Origin of the sequence: Pseudomonas sp. C9 (assembly GCF_002000165.1) — a bacterium.
Taxonomy (GTDB): Bacteria; Pseudomonadota; Gammaproteobacteria; order Pseudomonadales; family Pseudomonadaceae; genus Aquipseudomonas.
Genome location: NZ_MPAK01000001.1, coordinates 1728412 through 1747479, shown reverse-complemented (window position 1 = coordinate 1747479; position 19068 = coordinate 1728412). Strand labels below are relative to the sequence as shown.

The 19068-nt window shown below is 59.9% G+C and carries 17 protein-coding genes; 7 read left to right on the top strand and 10 right to left on the bottom strand.

What is annotated here, in order from left to right:
• The first annotated feature begins 104 nt into the window (after nt 1-104).
• The 4 genes from BMS17_RS08285 to pcaC are packed head-to-tail and all read left to right on the top strand — an operon-like array spanning nt 105 to nt 4025.
• Nucleotides 105-1409: an MFS family transporter gene (locus BMS17_RS08285; protein WP_046029387.1), complete on the top strand. Its 1305-nt coding sequence runs from the start codon at nt 105-107 to the stop codon at nt 1407-1409.
• Between the two features lie 45 nt (nt 1410-1454).
• Nucleotides 1455-2819, top strand: coding sequence for a 3-carboxy-cis,cis-muconate cycloisomerase (locus BMS17_RS08280; protein WP_046029388.1), 1365 nt, complete (start codon nt 1455-1457; stop codon nt 2817-2819).
• A gap of 11 nt (nt 2820-2830) precedes the next feature.
• Nucleotides 2831-3622, top strand: a complete 792-nt coding sequence (gene pcaD / locus BMS17_RS08275; RefSeq protein WP_046029389.1) for a 3-oxoadipate enol-lactonase — start codon at nt 2831-2833, stop codon at nt 3620-3622.
• A 10-nt stretch (nt 3623-3632) separates the two neighbouring features.
• Nucleotides 3633-4025 (top strand): 4-carboxymuconolactone decarboxylase, encoded by a 393-nt coding sequence (gene pcaC, locus BMS17_RS08270; protein ID WP_077430764.1) that lies wholly within the window; start codon nt 3633-3635, stop codon nt 4023-4025.
• A 136-nt stretch (nt 4026-4161) separates the two neighbouring features.
• Here pcaC and BMS17_RS08265 read toward each other — a convergent pair whose 3' ends face one another.
• The 4 genes from BMS17_RS08265 to BMS17_RS08250 all read right to left on the bottom strand — a co-directional run bounded on the left by BMS17_RS08265 (nt 4162) and on the right by BMS17_RS08250 (nt 11645).
• On the bottom strand, nt 4162-5421 hold the full coding sequence (locus tag BMS17_RS08265; protein ID WP_077430763.1) for an OprD family porin: 1260 nt from the start codon (nt 5419-5421) through the stop codon (nt 4162-4164).
• Nucleotides 5422-5862: 441 nt separating this feature from the next.
• A complete protein-coding gene (gene emhC / locus BMS17_RS08260; protein ID WP_046029392.1) occupies nt 5863-7323 on the bottom strand; it encodes an efflux RND transporter outer membrane subunit EmhC in 1461 nt (486 codons plus the stop codon).
• Nucleotides 7320-10484, bottom strand: a complete 3165-nt coding sequence (emhB, locus tag BMS17_RS08255; protein WP_046029393.1) for an efflux RND transporter permease subunit EmhB — start codon at nt 10482-10484, stop codon at nt 7320-7322. The genes emhC and emhB overlap by 4 nt, the downstream gene beginning before the upstream one ends.
• A 3-nt stretch (nt 10485-10487) precedes the next feature.
• On the bottom strand, nt 10488-11645 hold the full coding sequence (locus tag BMS17_RS08250) for an efflux RND transporter periplasmic adaptor subunit (RefSeq protein WP_046029394.1): 1158 nt from the start codon (nt 11643-11645) through the stop codon (nt 10488-10490).
• Nucleotides 11646-11910: 265 nt separating this feature from the next.
• Here BMS17_RS08250 and emhR point away from each other — a divergent pair, with 265 nt between their 5' ends.
• Entirely contained in the window at nt 11911-12543 is a 633-nt protein-coding gene (emhR, locus tag BMS17_RS08245) for an efflux system transcriptional repressor EmhR (RefSeq protein ID WP_046029395.1), read from the top strand.
• Between the two features lie 244 nt (nt 12544-12787).
• On the opposite strand, the gene BMS17_RS08240 is transcribed toward emhR, so the two are convergent.
• From BMS17_RS08240 to BMS17_RS08230, 3 genes are read right to left on the bottom strand one after another with little or no spacing between them, the layout of a single operon-like run.
• Nucleotides 12788-13837: an alkene reductase gene (locus BMS17_RS08240; RefSeq protein ID WP_077430762.1), complete on the bottom strand. Its 1050-nt coding sequence runs from the start codon at nt 13835-13837 to the stop codon at nt 12788-12790.
• Between the two features lie 21 nt (nt 13838-13858).
• Nucleotides 13859-15025: an MFS transporter gene (locus BMS17_RS08235; protein WP_077430761.1), complete on the bottom strand. Its 1167-nt coding sequence runs from the start codon at nt 15023-15025 to the stop codon at nt 13859-13861.
• A 35-nt stretch (nt 15026-15060) separates the two neighbouring features.
• Nucleotides 15061-15363, bottom strand: coding sequence for a helix-turn-helix transcriptional regulator (locus tag BMS17_RS08230; protein ID WP_046029399.1), 303 nt, complete (start codon nt 15361-15363; stop codon nt 15061-15063).
• Between the two features lie 171 nt (nt 15364-15534).
• On the opposite strand from BMS17_RS08230, the gene BMS17_RS08225 reads away from it, so the two are divergent.
• Nucleotides 15535-16113, top strand: coding sequence for an ACP phosphodiesterase (locus tag BMS17_RS08225; protein WP_046029400.1), 579 nt, complete (start codon nt 15535-15537; stop codon nt 16111-16113).
• A 108-nt stretch (nt 16114-16221) separates the two neighbouring features.
• Here BMS17_RS08225 and BMS17_RS08220 read toward each other — a convergent pair whose 3' ends face one another.
• The gene (locus BMS17_RS08220) at nt 16222-17013 is read right to left on the bottom strand and encodes a 1-acyl-sn-glycerol-3-phosphate acyltransferase (protein WP_046029401.1); all 792 of its coding nucleotides are present in this window, start codon (nt 17011-17013) and stop codon (nt 16222-16224) included.
• A complete protein-coding gene (gene olsB, locus BMS17_RS08215; RefSeq protein ID WP_046029403.1) occupies nt 17013-17768 on the bottom strand; it encodes an L-ornithine N(alpha)-acyltransferase in 756 nt (251 codons plus the stop codon). The genes BMS17_RS08220 and olsB overlap by 1 nt, the downstream gene beginning before the upstream one ends.
• 154 nt (nt 17769-17922) lie before the next feature.
• On the opposite strand from olsB, the gene BMS17_RS08210 reads away from it, so the two are divergent.
• Complete coding sequence (locus tag BMS17_RS08210; protein ID WP_046029404.1) at nt 17923-18801, top strand: acyl-CoA dehydrogenase family protein; 879 nt, start codon at nt 17923-17925, stop codon at nt 18799-18801.
• 74 nt (nt 18802-18875) lie between these two features.
• Here BMS17_RS08210 and BMS17_RS08205 read toward each other — a convergent pair.
• Nucleotides 18876-19068 (bottom strand): integrase core domain-containing protein (locus tag BMS17_RS08205; RefSeq protein ID WP_139348132.1); only part of this gene is annotated, 193 nt, incomplete at its 5' end.

Here is a 19068-nt window from a genome sequence, read left to right as displayed (position 1 = left end):
AGCAAGCCCGCTCCCACAGGGGATCTGCGTTGGTAATGCATCTGGGGAACGGGACTGTTGCGAAGTGTGTCTAGACTCTCACTGTCCCCATTGAGTGAAAAACAATGACAACGCCCACGGCTATTACAGATCACTACACCGGTGAAGAACGCAGCAAGCGGATCTTTGCCATTGTCGGTGCCTCGTCCGGCAACCTTGTGGAATGGTTCGACTTCTACGTCTATGCTTTTTGCGCGATTTTTTTTGCGCCGGCCTTTTTTCCGTCTGACAACCCCACGGTGCAGTTGGTCAACACCGCTGGCGTATTCGCCGCCGGGTTCCTGATGCGCCCCATTGGCGGTTGGGTTTTCGGCCGGTTGGCGGACAAGCACGGGCGCAAGAGCTCGATGATGATTTCGATTCTGATGATGTGCTTCGGTTCGTTGCTCATCGCTTGCCTGCCGACCTACAAGGACATCGGCGTCTGGGCCCCGATCCTGCTGCTGTTCGCGCGTTTGATTCAAGGTTTGTCGGTGGGCGGCGAGTACGGCACCACCGCCACGTACATGAGTGAAGTCGCCCTCAAGGGCCAGCGCGGGTTTTTCGCCTCGTTCCAATACGTGACGCTGATTGGTGGGCAGTTGCTGGCGGTGTCGCTGGTGGTGATCCTGCAACAGTTCCTCACCGAGGATGACCTGCGTGCCTACGGCTGGCGGATTCCATTCGTGGTCGGTGCGTGCGCGGCGCTGATTTCGCTGTACCTGCGGCGTTCGCTGAAAGAAACCTCCAGCAAGGAAATGCGCGAAAACAAGGACGCCGGTAGCATCAGCGCGCTGTTCCGTGACCACAAAGCCGCGTTCATTACCGTGCTCGGTTACACCGCCGGTGGTTCGCTGATTTTCTACACATTCACTACCTACATGCAGAAGTACCTGGTGAACACCGCCGGCATGCCGGCCAAGACCGCCAGTTACATCATGACCGGCGCACTGTTCCTCTATATGTGCATGCAGCCGTTCTTCGGCATGCTCGCCGACAAGATCGGCCGGCGTAACTCGATGCTCTGGTTCGGTGCCCTCGGGACCTTGTGCACCGTGCCGATTCTGTTGAGCCTGAAAAGTGTCAGCAGTCCGTTCATGGCTTTCGGGCTGATTACCCTGGCGCTGGCGATCGTGAGTTTCTACACCTCGATCAGCGGCCTGGTAAAAGCCGAGATGTTCCCGCCGGAAGTGCGCGCACTGGGCGTTGGCCTGGCGTACGCGGTGGCGAACGCGATCTTCGGTGGTTCGGCGGAATACGTGGCGCTGAGCCTCAAGGCTGTTGGCATGGAAAACTCCTTTTATTGGTACGTCACGGTGATGATGGCGGTGGCGTTCCTGTTCAGTCTGCGTCTGCCCCGGCAGGCGAAATATTTGCACCACGACCTTTGATCTTTACGCGCGGGCCTGACCGGCCCGCGCCTCCAGGGACTGTTTATGAACGAGCGACCGGGCAATCAATTGTTCGATGCCTACTTCACTGCCCGCGATATGCGTGACGTGTTTTGCGATCAAGGCCGGGTTCAGGCCATGCTCGATTTCGAAGCCGCGCTGGCCCGGGCCGAGGCGCGTGTCGGTCTGATTCCGCAAACCGCGGTCGCCCCGATTGAAGCGGCGTGTGCGGCCGGGCATTACGACTTCGCCGCCCTCGGCGAGGCGATTGCCACGGCGGGCAATTCCGCCATTCCATTGGTCAAGGCATTGGGCAAACAGATCGCAACCCGTGATGCGCAAGCCGAGCGCTATGTGCATTTGGGCGCGACCAGCCAGGACGTGATGGACACCGGCCTGGTGTTGCAACTGCGTCTGGCATTGGCATTGATCGAAAGCGATCTCGCGCAACTGGGCGATACCCTCGCCACTCAAGCCAAGCGATATATCGCCACTCCGCTGGCGGGACGCACCTGGTTGCAGCACGCAACGCCGGTCACCCTCGGCATGAAAATCGCCGGTTGGCTGGGCGCGGTCACCCGTAGCCGTCAGCGCTTGCAAGAGCTCAAGCCACGTCTGCTGGTGCTGCAATTCGGCGGTGCCTCTGGAACCCTGGCAGCCCTTGGCGCGCAAGCGATGCCGATTGCCGAAGCGCTGGCCGGCGAGTTGCAACTGACCTTGCCGGAACAACCCTGGCACACCCAGCGCGATCGTCTGGTGGAGTTCGGCTCCGTGCTGGGATTGATCGCCGGCAGCCTGGGCAAACTCGGCCGCGACATCAGTTTGCTGATGCAGACCGAAGCCGGCGAAGTGTTCGAGCCTTCGGCGCCGGGCAAGGGCGGTTCCTCGACCATGCCGCACAAGCGCAACCCGGTGGGCGCAGCGGTGCTGATCGGCGCGGCGACTCGCGTGCCCGGTTTGCTCTCGACGCTGTTCAGCGCAATGCCGCAGGAACACGAGCGCAGCCTCGGTTTGTGGCATGCCGAATGGGAAACCCTACCCGAGATTTGCTGCCTGGTGTCCGGCAGCCTGAAGCAAGCGCTGCTGGTCGCGCAGGGCCTGGAAGTGGATGCGCAGCGCATGGCGCGCAACCTCGATCTGACCCAGGGCCTGGTGCTGGCCGAAGCGGTGAGCATTGTCCTCGCCCAGCGGGTCGGCCGCGACACTGCGCATCATCTGCTGGAACAGTGCTGCAAGCGTGCGGTGGCTGAACAGCGTCATCTGCGTGCCGTCCTCGGTGACGAGCCGCAAGTGACTGCCGAGCTTTCTGGCGCTGAACTCGATCATTTGCTGGACCCTGCCCATTACCTCGGTCAGGCCCGTACCTGGGTCGAGCGAGCGGTGGCTGAACATATTGCGTTGACTGCCTGAAGGAGATTGCTGTGGCTTTTGTACAACTCGCCGAGGGCGAACTGCATTACCAATTGGATGGCCCGAAAGATGCGCCAGTGCTGGTGCTGTCCAACTCGCTGGGCACTGACCTGCACATGTGGGACGCGCAGATGGCGGCGTTCACCGAACAGTTCCGGGTGCTGCGTTTCGACACCCGTGGTCACGGTCAATCGCTGGTGACGCCGGGGCCGTACAGCATCGAGCAACTGGGCCAAGACGTTTTGGCACTGCTGGATTCGCTGCACATCGAGCGTGCGCATTTCTGTGGTTTGTCCATGGGCGGTTTGATCGGCCAGTGGCTGGGGATCAACGCCGGACAGCGTTTGCATAAGCTGGTGGTGTGCAATACCGCCGCGAAAATCGGCGATCCGTCGATCTGGAACCCGCGCATTGAAACGGTGCTGCGCGACGGTCCAGCGGCCATGGTTGCCCTGCGCGATGCCTCGATTGCGCGCTGGTTTACCCCGGACTTCGCGCAGGCCAACCCGGCCGCGGCCAAGCGGATTACCGACATGCTCGCGGCCACTTCGCCTGAAGGTTACGCGGCCAATTGCGCGGCAGTGCGCGATGCCGATTTCCGTGATCAGTTGCCTTTGATCAAGGTGCCGCTGCTGGTGATCGCCGGCACCGAAGACGCCGTGACACCGCCGTCCGGCGGGCACTTCATTCAAGAACATGTGCAGGGCGCCGAGTACGCCGAGTTCTACGCTGCGCACTTGTCCAACGTCCAGGCCGGCGCCGCGTTCAGCGAGCGCGTCTTGGCGTTTTTGTCAGCGGAATAAGGGGATTGTTGTGGACGAGAAACAACGTTACGACGAAGGCATGAAAGTCCGTCGCGCGGTGCTCGGCGACGCCCACGTCGACCGCAGCCTGAATGCCCTGACCGAGTTCAACTCGGAGTTTCAGGAGATGATCACCCGTCACGCCTGGGGTGACATCTGGACCCGTCCAGGCTTGCCACGCCACACCCGCAGCCTGATCACCATTTCCATGCTGATCGGCATGAACCGCAACGACGAGCTGAAACTGCACCTGCGCGCCGCCGCCAACAATGGCGTGAGCCGTGGCGAGATCAAGGAAGTGATCATGCAGAGCGCGATCTATTGCGGCATCCCGGCGGCAAATGCGACGTTCCATCTGGCCGAGTCGGTTTGGGATGAGTTGGGAGTTGAGTCGCGGGAGTGATCCCGGTGATTTGCGTTGATTGAACTAACGCCATCGCGGGCAAGCCCGCTCCCACAAAGTTTTATGTCATGCCCAAATCTTGGGGTACACACAAAACCTGTGGGAGCGGGCTTGCCCGCGATGGCGTACTTGAGATTTACAGCAGGCTGATCGGGTAGCTGATGATCACCCGGTTCTCGTCGAACTCGTTGTTGCTGAAGTCGCGGCGAATGGTCGAGTTGCGCCATTTGACGTTGAGGTCCTTGAGCGCGCCGCTTTGTACGGTGTAGCCCAGCTCTGATTCGCGCCCCCATTCCTTGCCGTCGGTGATCGTGCCGGTGTGCACGTTATCGCCGCTGATGTAGCGATTCATCAAGGTCAGGCCCGGTACGCCGAGTGCGACGAAGTTGTAGTCGTGGCGTACTTGCCAGGATTTCTCCTGGGCATTGTCGTAGCTGGAGTTGTAGCTGTCGTTGGCCAGGGTCCCGCCGCTGGTGCCGTTGACGCGCATCCAGGCGTTGTCGCCGGTGAGTTTTTGCAGGCCGACGTAGAAGGTGTTGCCGCCGTATTTGGCCGAGAACAGACCGTACATGGTTTTGTTGTCCAGCTCGCCGGCGCGGGCACTGCCGTCATCCTTGCCGTAGAAATAACCAAGGTTGGCACCCAGGGTCCAGTCGCCGATGGGCTGACTGTGGGTCAGATTCACGAATTGCTGGCTGTAGATGTCCTTGAGTTCGGCATTCCACAGGCCGACCTGGGTGCGCTTGTCGTTGAACACGTACTCGCCGCCCTGAAAGTTGAAACGGTCAGAGGTGAACGCGGCTTTGCCGGTCATCGACATGTCGTCCATGCTGCTGTCGTCCCGTGGGCTGTTCTGGCGGAACTGGCCGCCGTAGAGCGTCAGGCCACTGATTTCCTTCGACGTGATCTGGCCGCCACGGAAGGTTTGCGGCAGGGAACGACCGTCGTCCGAACGCAGGATCGGCAGCACTGGCATCCATTCGCCAACCTTCACTTCGGTCTGCGACAGCTTGGCTTTGAACGCGACGTTGGTGCGCCCGAAATTGTCCGCCGGGCGTCCGTCGTGATCCAGCGGCAGCAACTGCGTACCGCCAGTGCCTTTCCCGCCATCGAGTTTCACCGAGTAGAGCCCCAGCACATCCATGCCGAAACCGACGGTGCCCTGAGTGAAACCGGACTTGGCGTCGAGGATGAAGCTTTGTGTCCACTCTTCAGCCTTGCCCTGAGCCTTGGTCGGGTTGGTGAAGTTGCGGTTGATGTAGAAGTTGCGCAGGTTCAGGTTGACCTTGGCACCTTCGACAAAACCCGATTCCTCGGCCTGGGCGGGCAAGACCGCTGAGGCCACGGCGATGGCGATCAGGCCGGGAAACAAATACTGCGCGGTGGAAGGCTTCATGAGCTCGGGTCTCTCTAATTCTTGGGGATGAAACGGGGCGATGCCGCGACTTTTGAAGGTGCAGACAAATGATCGAAATATGAGGGTGAAACCTGAAGATCAGCCGGACAGGGCAGGGCGTGGGGGCATGACATCGAACCTGTTGTTATTGGTTTTGTGGGGCGAATGGTGCGGTGAATGTACTGAATGGTTCAATCGGCGAAAGCGGGTTTTGGGCGATTATCGAACGTAACATTAGCCTGGTTTTTTGGGTGGCTGTACTGGCCACATCGCGGGCAAGCCCGCTCCCACAGTGGGCCGTTTGCGTTTATGCAATTTGTGGCGAGCTTAAAACCTGTGGGAGCGGGCTTGCCCGCGATGAGGGCAGTGATCACGCCACACATTTTCCTGTAGCCAACAAAAAGCCCACCAATCGGTGGGCTTCTTGTGTTCACAGCGCTATCAGAACAACTTCATCTTCGGCGCTTCTTCTTTCAGCGGTTCGAGCTTGGCAGTCTGCGAATTCCAGCCACCACCCAACGCCTTGTACAGATTGACCGCGCTGACCAACTGCGCCAAACGGTCGGTGATCAGCACTTGTTGGGCGCTGAACAACTGACGCTGGGCATCGAGGAAGGTCAGGTTGCTGTCGACACCAATGAGGTAGCGACGTTGAGCCAGGCGGTAGTAGTCCTGGTTGGCGGTGACGAAGTCACGCTGGGCCTGCAACTGATCGGTGTAGGTCTGGCGGGCGGCCAAGCCGTCGGCGACTTCCTGGAAGGCCGTTTGAATGGACTTCTCGTAGTTCGCCACGCCGATGTCTTTCTGGATTTTCGAGTAATCCAGGCTGGCGCGCAGGCTGCCGGCGTTGAAGATCGGCAGGTTGATTTGCGGTTGGAACAACCAGGTGCCGGAACCGCCCTTGAACAGACCGGACAAGTCCGGGCTGAGGGTGCCAGCGTTGGCTGTCAGGCTGATGCTCGGGAAGAATGCAGCCCGTGCCGCGCCGATGTTGGCGTTGGCGGCCTTGAGGTTGTATTCGGCCTGGAGGATGTCCGGACGACGTTGCAGCAAGTCCGATGGCAGACCGGCCGGCACGTCGCTCAGCAAATCGTCAGACAGCGGCTTGGCTGCTTGCAGATTGGCCGGGATGCCAGTACCGAGCAGCAGCACCAGGCTGTTTTCATCCTGAGCGACCTGACGGGTGTACTTCGCCAGTTGCGCCCGGGCGTTTTCCACCGAGGTCCGCGACTGAGCGAGGTCCAGCGCCGACGCTACACCGACTTCGGCGCTGCGTGCGGTGAGCTTGTAGCTCTCCTCGAACGCACCGAGGGTGTCCTGGGTGACTTTCAGCAGTTCCTTGTCGGCTTGCCAGGTCAGGTAGGCATTGGCCACGCTGGCCACCAGGCTGATCTGCGTGCTGCGACGACCTTCTTCAGTGGCGAAGTACTTCTGCAGCGCTTCTTCGCTCAGGCTGCGAACCCGACCAAACATATCAAGTTCATAGGCGCTGATGCCGACGGTGGCCGAGTACGAACTGACAATGCCTGACTGACCGGTCTGCGAAGAGTTTTCCGGAACGCGCTGGCGGTTGCCGCTGCCATTGGCCGATACGGCCGGGAACAGATCCGCACGCTGGATGCGGTATTGGGCCGCAAAGGCGTCGATGTTCAGGGCCGCGACACGCAGGTCCCGGTTGTTTTCCAAGGAAACCTGGATCAGCTGTTGCAGTGCCGGGTCATGGAAAAACTGCTTCCAGCCTTGCTCCGCCGCAGCCTGGCTCGGCGCCTGGGCCGGCGAGTACGCCGGACCTTGCGGGTATTGGCCCGCCACCGGTGCCTCAGGCTGCTGATAATCGGGTATCAGCGAGCAACCACCGAGCACGAACGCGGCGACGGCTAGGGAGAGTAGCGACTTGCTCATTGGCCAGCCTCTTTAGGAGTTTCAGTGGCGTCATCCTGGTCGACTATTTTGCGCTGACCGATGGACGACACAGTGACGAAGAACAGTGGGACCCAGAAGATCGCCAGAACGGTGGCGGTGATCATACCGCCAATCACGCCGGTGCCGATGGCATGCTGGCTACCGGAACCCGCACCCGTGGATATCGCCAGGGGTACCACACCGAGAACGAACGCGAGCGAGGTCATGATGATCGGTCGCAGACGCATGCGGCTGGCTTCGATCGCGGCATCGCGCAGGCTACGCCCTTGCTCATGCAGCTCCTTAGCAAATTCGACAATCAGAATGGCGTTTTTCGCCGCCAGACCGATAGTCGTCAACAGGCCCACCTGGAAGTACACGTCGTTGGACAGACCACGCAGGCTGGTCGCCATCAACGCACCGATGATCCCCAAAGGCACCACCAGCATCACCGCGATCGGGATCGACCAGCTTTCATACAGCGCTGCCAGGCACAGGAACACCATCAGCAACGACAGGGCGTACAACGCGGGCGCTTGCGAACCGGATAACCGTTCCTCGTACGACAGGCCGGTCCAGGAAATACCGACACCCGCCGGCAGTTTGGCGGCAATGGCCTCGACTTCGGCCATGGCTTCACCGGTGGAGTAGCCCGGCGCCGGGGAACCGAGGATTTCCATCGCTTCGACGCCGTTGTAACGGGCCAGCTTCGGCGAGCCGTAAATCCATTCACCCTTGGCAAACGCCGAGAACGGAACCATGGTGCCGGCGCTGTTGCGCACATACCATTTCTTCAGGTCTTCAGGGCTCATACGCGAGCCGGGCTGACCTTGCACGTAAACCTTCTTCACTCGACCACGATCGATGAAGTCGTTGACGTAGCTACTGCCCAGAGCAATCGACAGGGTGTTGTTGATGTCCGCGATGGTAATGCCCAGGGCACTGGCCTTCTCGTCATCGATTTCCAGTTGGTATTGCGGTTCATCGTTCAGGCCGTTCGGACGCACCTGAGTCAGAATCTTGCTTTGCGCTGCCATGCCGAGGAACTGGTTGCGCGCTTGCATCAGTTTTTCGTGACCGATACCGGCACGGTCTTGAAGGAACACGTCGAAACCGGTGGCGTTACCCAGTTCCAGTACCGCCGGTGGCGCGAAGGCAAACACCATGGCATCACGGAAGGTGAAGAAGTGCTGCTGGGCACGGGCCGCCACCTTGAACACGTTGTTGTCGGCGTTACGCTCGTCCCATGGACGGAGCATGATGAACGCCATACCCGAGCTCTGGCCACGACCGGCGAAGTTGAAGCCGGTGACGGTAAACACCGAGTTCACCGCATCGCCTTCACCGCCATCCTTACCCGGACGCAACAGGAATTCACGCATCTCGTCCACGACCACCTGGGTGCGCTGGGAGGTCGAACCGGCCGGCGTCTGCACCTGGGCGAACAGTACACCCTGGTCTTCTTCAGGCAGGAACGCCGTCGGGATACGGGTGAACAGCCAGATCATGCCGACAATGATGATGAGATAGGCCAGCAGGTACGGCGCCTTCTGGGTGAGCATATTGCCCACGCCGCGCTCGTAGCTTTTGACGCCACGGTCGAAGTTGCGGTTGAACCAGCCAAAGAAGCCGCGTTTTGGCATGCCGTGCTCACCCTTGGGAATAGGCTTGAGCATGGTGGCGCAAAGCGCCGGGGTGAAAATCAGAGCAACCAGAACCGAGAGCGCCATGGCCGAAACGATGGTGATCGAAAATTGCTTGTAGATCACACCGGTGGAGCCGCTGAAGAATGCCATCGGCAGCAGAACCGCCGACAGCACCAGGGCGATACCCACCAATGCACCCTGGATCTGCCCCATCGATTTCTTGGTGGCTTCCTTGGGCGACAGGCCTTCTTCACTCATCACCCGCTCGACGTTTTCCACCACAACGATGGCGTCGTCCACCAGCAAGCCGATGGCCAGGACCATACCGAACATGGTCAGGGTGTTGATGCTGAAACCGGCTGCCGCCAGGATGCCGAACGTACCCAGCAATACCACCGGCACGGTCATCGTGGTGATGATGGTGGCGCGGAAGTTTTGCAGGAACAGGAACATCACCAGGAACACCAGTGCGACCGCTTCGACCAGGGTGTGAACCACGCCCTTGATCGACTCGGTCACCACCGGAGTAGTGTCGTACGGGAACACCACTTCCATCCCTTGCGGGAAGAACGGCTTGAGGCTGTCGATGGTGGTGCGCAAGGCCTTGGCAGTATCGAGGGCGTTGGCGCCAGTGGCCAGCTTCACTGCCAGGCCGGACGCCGGAGCACCGTTGAACTGGGCGTTGATGCTGTAGTTTTCACCACCCAAACCGACATCGGCGACATCTTTCAAGCGAACCTGAGAGCCGTCCTTGTTGACCTTGAGCAGGATCTTGTCGAATTGCTCGGCGGTCTGCAGACGGGTCTTGCCGATAATCGTCGCGTTCAGCTGTGTGCCGGGCAGGGCAGGCAAGCCGCCGAGCTGGCCGGACGACACCTGGACGTTCTGCGCGGCGATGGCGGTTTTGACATCGATCGGGGTCAGGTTGAAGTTGTTCAACTTGGCCGGGTCGAGCCAGATACGCATGGCGTACTGGGAGCCGAATACCTGGAAGTCACCGACACCGGCGGTCCGCGAGATCGGGTCCTGCATGTTCGACACGATGTAGTTGGACAGGTCGTCCTTGGTCATGCTGCCGTCACGCGAGACCACACCGATTACCAGCAGGAAGTTTTTCACCGCCTTGGTCACGCGGATACCTTGCTGCTGTACTTCTTGCGGCAGCAGCGGGGTGGCCAGGTTCAGCTTGTTCTGGACCTGAACCTGCGCGGTATCGGAGTTGGTACCTTGCTCGAAGGTCGCGGTGATGGTCATGGTGCCGTCGGAGTTACTTTCCGAGGACACATATCGCAGGTGGTCGATACCGTTGAGCTGTTGCTCGATCACCTGCACCACGGTGTCCTGTACGGTTTGTGCCGAAGCACCCGGATAGGCAACGGAAATGGCGATGGCCGGAGGCGCAATGCTCGGGTATTGGTTGATCGGTAACTTGAGGATCGATAGAGCCCCGACCAGCATGATCACCAGGGCAATTACCCAGGCGAAAATCGGACGGTCGATAAAAAATTTCGACATGGGTTACTCCCCTTTGCCGCTGGACGCCTTATCAGCTGTCTGTGCGGGGGCCGGGTTCTTTGTGCCAACGTTAGTCGCTTCACTGGCTTTGACTTCGATGCCAGGTTTGACGAATTGCAGCCCTTCGGTGATCAGGCGATCGCCTGCCTTCAAGCCATCTTCGATCAACCATTGGTTGCCGACGGTGCGGTTGGCCTTGAGCTGACGCAGCTCGACTTTGTTGTCAGGACCAACGACCAGAGCGGTCGGGGTGCCTTTGAGGTCGCGCGTCACGCCTTGTTGCGGGGCCAGGATTGCTGCGGCGTTCACGCCGGCCAACAATTGCGCGTGCACGAACATGCCCGGCAGCAGGGTGTGATCAGGGTTGGGGAACACGGCGCGCAGGGTGACGGAACCTGTTGTCTGGTCAACCGAGACTTCGGAGAACTCGAGCTTGCCGTCCAGCTTGTACTCGCTGCCGTCTTCGAGGGTCAGCTTGACCTTCGCCGCGTTGTCGCCCGACTTTTGCAGGCGACCGCTTTCCAGTTCGCGGCGCAGTTGCAGCAACTCCACCGAAGACTGCGTCACGTCGACGTAGATCGGATCGAGTTGCTGGATCACCGCCATCGGGTCGGCCTGGCCGCTGGTGACCAGCGCGCCCTCGGTCACATTTGAGCGACCGATACGACCGGTGAGCGGTGCGTAAACCTTGGTGTAGCGCACGTTGATCTGGGCCGTTTGCAGGGCCGCTTCCGATTGCATCCGGTTAGACACGGCGGTGTCGTATTCCTGGCGGCTCACGGCTTGTTCGTTGACCAGTTGCTTGTAGCGGTCCGCGATCGACTTGGTCTGTTGCAGGTTGGCTTCTGCGCTTTTCAGCGTGGCGTCATAGACCGACGAATCGATTTGGTACAGCTGCTGGCCAATCTTGACGTCGCCGCCTTCCTTGAACATGCGCTTGAGAATGATGCCGTTCACCTGAGGGCGAACTTCGGCGATGCGGTACGCGCTGGTACGGCCCGGAAGATCGGACGTCAGGGTGAAGGCTTGAGGTTGCAGGGTAACGACGCCGACCTGAGGAGGCGGTGCGGCTGGTGGCGCTTCTTCCTTTTTGCATCCGCTGAGCAGCGATGCCAAGGCGACGGCAGTGACCAGAGCGGTAACAGCTGGCTTGAATTGCATGAAAATCCTCGGGTCAGGCGCGCATCATGCGCACTAGAAAGGTGGAAGGTTAAAAATAGGGTACTGAGTGGATAAGTAGCTTGCTAAGGAATATACTTACGTTCATGGTTGTTTGTAAACACCTTGGCTGCGTACCCGATTCATTACAAAAGCCGTTCAAAGCTTCGAATTGTAAGACGGGGACTGCGCCCAAGAGCGCTCGCTCCACTTTTATTCAGCTGATGTTCAGACATCGCTGAAGCATCCTGATTGAGGTTTTACTGCCATGGTCCGTCGTACCAAAGAGGAAGCTCAAGAAACCCGCAGCCAGATACTTGAAGCGGCAGAGAAAGCCTTTTATGAAAGGGGCGTGGCGCGCACGACGCTGGCGGACATCGCTACCCTGGCCGGCGTGACTCGCGGTGCTATCTACTGGCATTTCAGCAACAAGGCCGATCTGGTGCAGGCCATGTTGGATACCTTGCATGAGCCACTGGATGAATTGGCCAGGGCCAGTGAAAGCGAAGAGGAACTCGATCCGCTGGGCTGCATGCGCAAGCTGCTGATTCATTTGTTTCATCAAATTGCACTGGACCCGAAAACCCGACGCATTAATGAGATTTTGTTTCATAAGTGCGAATTCACCGATGAAATGTGTGACCTGCGTCAGCAGCGTCGAACGGCCAGCCTTGATTGCAATGTGCGCATCAGCCTGGCCCTGAGTAATGCCGTGAATCGGGGGCAAATGCCCGAAGACCTTGACACGGCGCGCGCTGCCATCAGCCTGCACGCTTACATCGATGGCATCCTGTACCAGTGGTTGCTGGCGCCCGACAGTTTTCAATTGCACACCGAAGCCGAACGCTGGGTCGAGGCCGGGCTGGACATGCTGCGCTTGAGCCCAAGCCTGCGCAAATGAAACAAAAGTCAGTCATTGGCTTCGTTTGTATCAACGATCAAGGCGGGCGCTGAATCCTTCGCCGGCTCGATTTATGGCCAGGGGTGCTTTTATATACGGACGCTCGCCAGGTTGACAGGTAGCGAGCTACGTATTTTGTAGGGAAATTGTGTCTTGGGTGTGAATGAGCGTGAGCACTCCACTCCGAAAACCCAAAAGCCCCGGCTCTCACGAGTCGGGGCTTTTGCATTTCAATGGCTAACGTTTACAGCGTCGGATAGTCGATGTAGCCAACCGCGCCTTTGCCGTAGAACAACTCCGGACGCGCTTCGTTCAGCGGCGCGTCGGCCTTCAAGCGGGCAGGCAAGTCAGGGTTGGCAATGAACGGCACACCGAAGGCGACCGCATCGGCCTTGCCGCTGGCCAGCCACGCGTTGGCGCTGTCCTTGGTGAAGCGTTCGTTGATGATGTACGGGCCGCCGAACGCTTCTTTCAATTGTGGACCAAGGCTGTCGCCGGCTTCTTTTTCGCGCGAGCAGATGAACGCGATACCGCGCTTGCCCAGTTCGCGGGCGACGTAGGTGAAGGTTTCTGCCAGGTTGTCGTCGCCCATGTCATGGGAATCGGCGCGCGGTGCCAGGTGCACACCGACACGGCCGGCGCCCCAGACTTCGATGGCCGCGTCGGTCACTTCCAGCAGCAGGCGCGCACGGTTTTCCAGGGAGCCGCCGTAATTGTCAGTGCGTTGGTTGGTGCTGCTTTGCAGGAACTGGTCGAGCAGGTAACCGTTGGCACCGTGGATCTCGACACCGTCAAAACCAGCAGCTTTGGCGTTCTCGGCGCCGGTGCGGTAAGCGTCGACGATGTCGGCGATTTCTGCGGTTTCCAGGGCACGCGGCGTCGGGTAGTCAGCCAATGGGCGAACCAGGCTGACGTGGCCTTTAGGCTGGATGGCGCTCGGTGCGACCGGTGCTTCGCCGTTCAGGTACGAGGCGTGCGAAACTCGGCCGACGTGCCACAGTTGCAGGAAAATCTTGCCGCCCGCGCCGTGGATTGCCTTGGTCACGTTGGCCCAGCCACGTACCTGGTCGTTGGACCAGATGCCCGGGGTGTCCGGGTAGCCGACGCCCATTGGCGTGACCGAGGTGGCTTCGCTGAGGATCAGGCCCGCGGAGGCGCGCTGGACGTAGTATTCGGCCATCAGCGCGTTCGGCACGCGGCCTTCGTCGGCGCGGCAGCGGGTCAGCGGTGCCATGATGATGCGGTTGGCCAACTCAACGTCGCCCAGTTTGATCGGATCGAAAATAGTCGTCATGAAGTAGCTCTCTTATGGAGATCAGTTGGTAGCAGGTGCCAGTTCGGGATTGCCGCTCTGACGGAAAGTAATCAGGGTCACCAGCAGGGCGAGTACCGCCAGTGCCGCTGCGGCGAGTGGCACGCTGGTCAGGTCGAAGCCGTGGGTGATGACGCTGCCGCCGACCCAGGCACCGAGTGCGTTGCCGATGTTGAAAGCGCCGATGTTCAGGGTCGACACCAGGTTCGGTGCCGCTTTGCCGAAGGTCACCACGTTCACTTGCAGGGCGGGTACGGCGGCAAAACACGCCGTGGCCCAGAGGAACAGGGTGATCTCGGTCGGGATCAGTGCGACGCTGGTCCACGTCAGTACGGTGGAGACCACGGCCATGGTGATGAACACGCCGATCAGCGTCGCGGCCATGCCTTTGTCAGCCAGTTTGCCGCCGATGATATTGCCGACGGTCAGGCCCAGGCCGATGAGCATCAACGTCCAGGTCACGCCACGGGGCGAGACGCCGGTGACTTCGCCCAACAGCGGTGCGACATAGGTGAACAGGGTGAAGACCGAGGCAGCGAACAGCGCCGTCATGCTCAGGGACAACCAGATCCCGGCGCCCTTGAGGGCTGCGAGCTCGGCGCGCATGTCGAGTTTTTCTTCGTCGCGCTTGGCCGGCAGGAAGCGGATCAGGCCGATCAGGGCAATGACACCAATCACGGTCACGGCCCAGAAAGTCGAACGCCAGCCGGCTTGCTGACCCAGCGCAGTACCCAGCGGCACGCCGAGCACGTTGGCCAGGGTCAGGCCGGTGAACATCAAGGCCACGGCCGAAGCGCGTTTGTTGGCCGGCACCAGGCCTGCCGCCACCACCGAACCGATACCGAAGAAAGCACCGTGGCAGAGGGCTGTGACGACGCGTGCAAACATCAACACGTTGTAGTCACTGGCGAGGGCGCAGAGCAGGTTTCCGATGATGAAGATCCCCATCAACGCCACCAGTGCGGCCTTGCGCGGCAGCCTGGCGGTGGCCAGTGCCATGAACGGCGCACCAATGGCCACGCCCAAGGCGTAACCGGTCACCAACCAGCCGGCGCCGGGGATCGACACGCCGAGATCCGCCGCCACGTCGGGCAGCAGGCCCATGATGACGAATTCGGTGGTGCCGATGGCGAAGGCGCTCAAGGCCAGGATGAGGAGCGAGAGGGGCATTGTTGAATTCCTTTTGGGCTGGCTGACGTTAAGGGTCAGAGCTCTTTACTGAAGGTTTTGAGGAACTCCTGAATGGTTTCCTCATTACGTTTGAAAAAATGCCACTGGCCGACTTTGCGGCTGCTGATCAGGCCGGCGCGTTGCAGGGTGGCCAGGTGCGCGGACACCGTGGACTGCGACAAGCCGCAACGTTGATCGATCTGCCCGGCGCAAACACCGTGCTCGTTGCTGTGGGACTGGTCAGGGAATTCGACGGTCGGGTCTTTGAGCCAGTGCAGGATTTCTCGCCGTACCGGGTGTGCCAGGGCTTTTATTATTTCGTCGAGGTCAAGGTTCATGGTCGGGGGCTCGTGATGTGTAAAACGCTATATCGCGATGAAGCGAACTTTAAATCGGTATTTCGCGATATACCAATACGAATTCGATCTGATGACCGTGTAAATCGGTATATCGGGTTATAGCGATACGTTGGGTGTAAAGAAACAAAGGCGCAGTGCTAAGCTGCGCCCATGAACTATCTCGCACATCTTCACCTTGGTGGCCAGCGTCCCGGCCAATTGCTCGGCAGTCTGTATGGCGATTTCGTCAAAGGACGGTTGCAGGGGCAGTTTGAACCCGACGTCGAAGCAGCCATCCAGCTGCATCGCAGCATTGACGTGTTTACGGATCGCCATCCGCTGGTGGATGCCTCGTTGTCGCGGTTCTCCACGACGCGCCGGCGTTACGCCGGGATCGTGCTCGATGTGTTTTTCGACCATTGCCTGGCACGGGACTGGACGCTATACGCCGATCGGCCGCTGGAACTGTTCACGTCTGATGTGTACCGGATACTGACAGCCGAGCCGCAATTGCCGGAACGCCTGGCCAGGATCGCACCGCACATGGTGGCCAATGACTGGTTGGGTTCTTACCGGGAATTCGAGGTGCTGGAGCAGGTGCTGCGGGGGATTTCGCGGCGGTTGACCCGGCCGGAGGAACTGGCGGGAGCGATGCAGGAATTGCGGGTGTTGTATGAACCGTTGAGTGAAGACTTCAGGCTTTTTTATCCACAGCTTCAGACCTTTGCCCAAAACTACCCAACACCCTAAAACCAATGTGGGAGCGGGCTTGCTCGCGAAAGCGGTACATCAGTCGACATCAATGTTGAATGACACACCGCTTTCGCGAGCAAGCCCGCTCCCACATTAGATGTGTGTTTAAGCAGCGATGGCGGGTCGCATCGGGATCTGCTGCTTCTCCGGAATCGCCCCAAACAACGCTTTCTGCACCGCTTGCTGCGCTTCGAACGCCAGCGCTGCACGTTCGCGACCTTCACAAGCAATCGGCTTGAGCAGATGAATCTCCACATCCCCCCGGTCATTGGCAAACAAGCGCATCAAGTGCGACAGCAGATCATCATCGCCAATGAACGGTGCAAGGGTGTCGAGCTGACCGTTACGCAGATAACGAATCGCCACCGGTTGCAGCAGCACCTCTGAATCAATCGCCGCTGACAGCAAGCGACCATGGAAGGTGCGCAGCGAACGGCCATCGGTGGTGGTGCCTTCCGGGAACATCAACAGCGGATGCGCTTGTTCCAGGTGGCGGGTCATTTGTTTGCGAATCAGCTGACTGTCGCCCGACCCGCGACGGATAAACAGACTGCCGGCCTTGGCTGCCAACCAACCGGCGACCGGCCAGGTGCGCACTTCGGCCTTGGACAGAAACGACAGCGGCGTAAGCATGCCCAGCAGCGGGATGTCGGTCCAGGACACGTGATTGCTGACCCAGAGCATCGGTTGCTTGGGCAGTTCACCATGAACGGTGACCTGGAAGGGCAGGGCATTGCTCAACCGCGCCATGAAAAATCGCGACCAGCGCTGGCGGCGGACCATCGAATGGGCGATGCCCATACGCTCGAAAGCCCCAAATATACTGGCCATGCTCAAACCCAGTGCGACCACGACAAGCACTCGCGCAATCCGCGCGTACACCCGCAAACGGATCATCACATGGCCGCCTTGAAGTGCTTGGCGTAACGCGGGCAGAGTTCGTCGCGCTTGAGCAGGATGAAGACATCGGCCACTTGGAAGTCTTCATCCCAGCACGGCTCGCCGCAGATTTTTGCGCCCAGGCGCATGTAGGCCTTTAGGAGCGGGGGCATTTCGGCGATGACGTTGGAAGGAATATCCAGGGTCGGCAGTGGCTTTTTCGGTTCGGCGCGCAGGTGTTCGGTGCACAGGTAGCGTTCGCGCAAACGCTGCATGATCGCGTGGGCCTGGATGCCGCCGTCCTGCATTGGAATGCTCGCGCAGCCCATCAAATAGCTGTAGCCGCCCTGATTCAACACCTCGGCCAGTTCGCCCCACAGCACCGCGATGGTGCCGCCGTTGCGGTACGCCGGGTCGACACAGGTGCGGCCGATTTCCAGAATCGGGCCTTTGAGGTGAACCAGGCCATGCAGGCTGAATTCTTCTTCGCTGTAGAACTTGCCCAGGCTGCTGGCCGCCGTGTGATCGAGTAAACGTGTGGTCGCCACCAGACGTCCGGTGTTCAAGTCACGCACGCCAATGTGGGCGCAGTGAACATCATAGTCATCCATGTCCAGACCCAACTCTGCGCCCTTCAGCTTGGCGTTGAACTCGCCGCTGAACACGTTGAAGCGTAAGGCCTGGGCTTCCTGCAAGGCTTGGCTGCCGATCAGGCGTTCGGCTTGCAGGCGGCGGTCGTTGCCGGTGTCGCGGATGCGGGCGATCTGAGTCATGGCGATTCTCCGTGCGGGCTGCTCACCCGTCTTGGGTTACAGCGGATCGACTTTCTTTATGCAGCCGTTTTGTGCAAGGTCAGGCTATGTAGCCCCGGTGTCATCGCCATTAAGCTTTGGTGATGCTTATATGACAGCCCACGAGGAGCCTCTTATGCCCTGGCAAAACCTGTTGAACCGCCACGACCGCCTGCCCGCCAACCCGGATCTGGCGGAAGGTTTCGTGACCTTGTTGCACCAGTTGGGCACGGTGACGCCGTTTGAGTTGGCCGTCGCTGGCGGGCGTTTGATGGCGACGCCGGGGTTGGCATTTCTGGTGGGGTATCAGGCGGCGTTGCGCATGCTCTGGCCGAGCGCACCGTTGAGCCTCGGCGCGTTGTGTGCAACCGAACAGCGCAGCCTGCGACCGGCAGACATGCAAACCCGCCTTGCCGACCTGCGCCTGAGCGGGCGCAAGGATTTCGTCACGGCCGGTGATGCCGCGGAATGGCTGCTGATCGCTGCACGCAGCGAAGAAACCGGTGAATCGCCGCGCCTGAGCCTGGCGGTGGTCTATCCCGGCGAACCGGGCGTACGTCTGGAAAAACTCCCGGCGATCCCATTGATGCCGGACATCAGCCATGGCCGGTTGTTTCTCGACAACACCCTGTGCGAGTTGCTGGCGGGGGATGGCTGGGATGCGTACGTCAAACCGTTCCGCACCCTTGAAGACGTTTATGTGCTGAGTGCGATGACGTCGTGGCTGTATGGCATCGGCCAGGACTGCGACTGGCCGCAAGCCTTGCAGTTGCGGTTACTGGCGTTGCTGGCCGGGTGCGCGGAAGCCAGCCGTCAGGCACCGAACAATGCCGCCGGGCATGTATTGCTGGGCGGGTTGTTTGCGCAATTCGACGGGCTCAAGGCCGAGATTGATCAGGCAATGGCCGATGGTCCGGCGCATTGGGCGCAGATGTGGCAGCGCGATCGGGCGGTGATGGATCTGGCTGCGGGCGCGCGGGGGAAGCGGTTGGCCAAGGCACTCGCGGTGAACTGACGGGCCTCATCGTCGGAACGCCGCCCGGAGCAAGCTTGAACTGGTCAAGTAATCTCGGACACCGATTACGGTGTTTATGCCGCTTTTTGCTCCATGGCTATTGGCGACAGGTAGTCGTTATAGCTATGGAGTCTGGTGCGGTTGTAGTACATGAAGAAGCGCACGATATCGGTTTTGGCTTCCTCGATCAGGCTGTAACCGCCACGAGGCACCCACTCTGACTTGAGCGTGCCGAAAAAGCGTTCTGTCGGCGCATTATCCCAGCAC